Annotated in this window: 1 protein-coding gene; it reads right to left on the bottom strand. The window is 63.1% G+C overall.

The genetic code is table 11. The features are described from left to right. Positions 1 to 65: 65 nt before the first annotated feature. A partial coding sequence (locus tag DFR67_RS30095) for a condensation domain-containing protein (RefSeq protein WP_146240585.1) occupies positions 66 to 2217 on the bottom strand: 2152 nt, incomplete at its 5' end.

Here is a 2217-nt window from a genome sequence, read left to right as displayed (position 1 = left end):
GAACTCCTTCGGATAGGGCTTGGGCATGTCGAACATCCTTTCACCGTGAGATCAAATCTCACAGGTCAGATGTCAACCAAAGTGGGGGCAATCCCCACCATCACCGGCAACCACTCATCACGCCGAACCACCACCACAACCCGATCACCCACCCCCACACCACAACCAACCAAACACCGAGCCAGCCGATTCACCCGCCCATCAAACTCGGCATACGACAAACACACATCACCAAAGACAACCGCACCGACATCGGCATTCTCGGTCGCAGCAGCCCGCAACACCCCATCAACTGTGCTCCCCGACAAATCCGCCACCGCACCTTGCGACCACCCCGCCAGCACCTCACGCTCAGGCGCAGGCACCTCCAGCTCCGCCAACCGAACATCGACGGACCCAGCAAACGCCTCGGCCACAGCACCCAACGTCGACACGAATTGCGCCGCCGTAGCCGGGTCGTACAGATCCGTCGCATACGACACGAAACCCTCGAGACCACCATCCCGCACACCCAGATACACATCCAGATCCGCCTTCACCGCACCCAGATGCGGACGGACCGGATCGAGAATGGTCAGGCCAGAGGAGATGGCGAGCTCCGGCGAGATAGAACTCTCACCGATGTCGGTGGTGTACGTGAGGAGTACCTGCGCGAGCGGATTCGCACCCGGCACGCGGAGCACCTCCGCTTCGGCAGCCATGAGGTCAAAAGGTAAGTGCTGGTGCTCGAATGCGTCGAGAACAGCGGTCCGCGTTCTGCTGAGGAGGCTCCCGACACTGTCGTCGACGCTGAGTCGATGCCGGATCGGGAGCGTGTTCACGAAATAGCCGACCGTGTCCACCAGGGACGGGTCGGTGCGCCCACCGATCGGCGAGCCGACCACCAGATCCTCACCGGCACCCAGACGATGCAACGTGGCCGCGACGACTGCCTGGACCACCATGAACATCGACACATTCGCATCCGCCGCAACCTGCTGAAGCCGGCCGGTCACCTCCGCACCGATCGCGATCGGCAGATCCGCACCACGATGACTCGGGAACGCCGGACGCACATGATCAGCCGGCAACGTCGACAGCTCAGGAACACCGGCCAACTCGTCGGCCCAGTAGCGGCGAGCGACATCGAAGTAGCCCTGGTCGTCCAGATGATGCTGCCATACAGCAAAATCCGCGTACTGAGCGTGCAACGGCTCGAACGCAGGCTCACGTCCAGCGCCACGGGCGACGTAGGCCGACCACAGGTCCGCCGCCAACGCAGGTTGCGACCACTCGTCGACGAAGGCATGCTGAATCGCCATTGCCAGCACATATCGACCATTGCTTCGAGAAACGACAAGCGCACGAACGGGCATGTCGGCGTTCAGGGAGACCGGGCGTTGGACCCAGTCGTCCAGGAGTTCTCCCGTTGCCTCCTCGTCACGCTCGGATGCATCTCGGTGGTCGACAACCAACCAGTCCGTGACGTTTTCTCCGGGTTCGACGACCTGTACCAACTCGCCCGATGCATCTTCGATCAGCCGGGTCCGCAGCGCCTCGTGTCGAGCTACCACGTCGCACACGGCCTGCTCCCACGCAGCGACATCGAGGTCTCCACGAACCTGCCACACCACCGGCACCGTGTACACCGAACCCGCACCGGTCAACTCACCGACCACCCACAACGCCCGCTGACCAAACGACGCCGGCACCACCTCCGGCCGAACGACATCACCCACCCGCGGCAACACAGGCCCACCAGAGACGGAACCGTCAACGACAGCCGCCAGCCCAGCGACAGTCGGATGATCGAACACCGACCGCAACGACAGCTGACCGACACGACCCTCGCCCAGCCGCGCAACCAGCCGCGTCGCCAACAACGAGTGCCCGCCCAACGCGAAGAAGTCGTCCTCAACGGACAATTCAACGCCGCTGTCCATGCCCAACACCGCCGAGAACGCAGCAGCCACCTGGATCTCGGTGTCAGACGAGAGCGTACGACCCTGGCCGACGACAGTGGTCAGGTCTGCAGCGGGCAGTGCCTTGCGATCGAGTTTGCCATTCGCCGTCACCGGCAACACCTCAAGCCACACAAACGCCGTAGGCACCATATGAGCAGGCAACCTCGCACCCAACCACACCCGCAACTGCTCCCCAGACACCTCCAGCGACCCCGGCGTGAGATAAGCAACCAACACCGTCCCCGCCACCGCATGCTCCACCGCAACCACCACC

The sequence above is a fragment of the Williamsia limnetica genome (genome assembly GCF_003217475.1).
In the GTDB taxonomy this organism is placed as follows: Bacteria; Actinomycetota; Actinomycetes; order Mycobacteriales; family Mycobacteriaceae; genus Williamsia; species Williamsia limnetica.
This window is presented reverse-complemented; position numbering and strand designations above follow the sequence as displayed.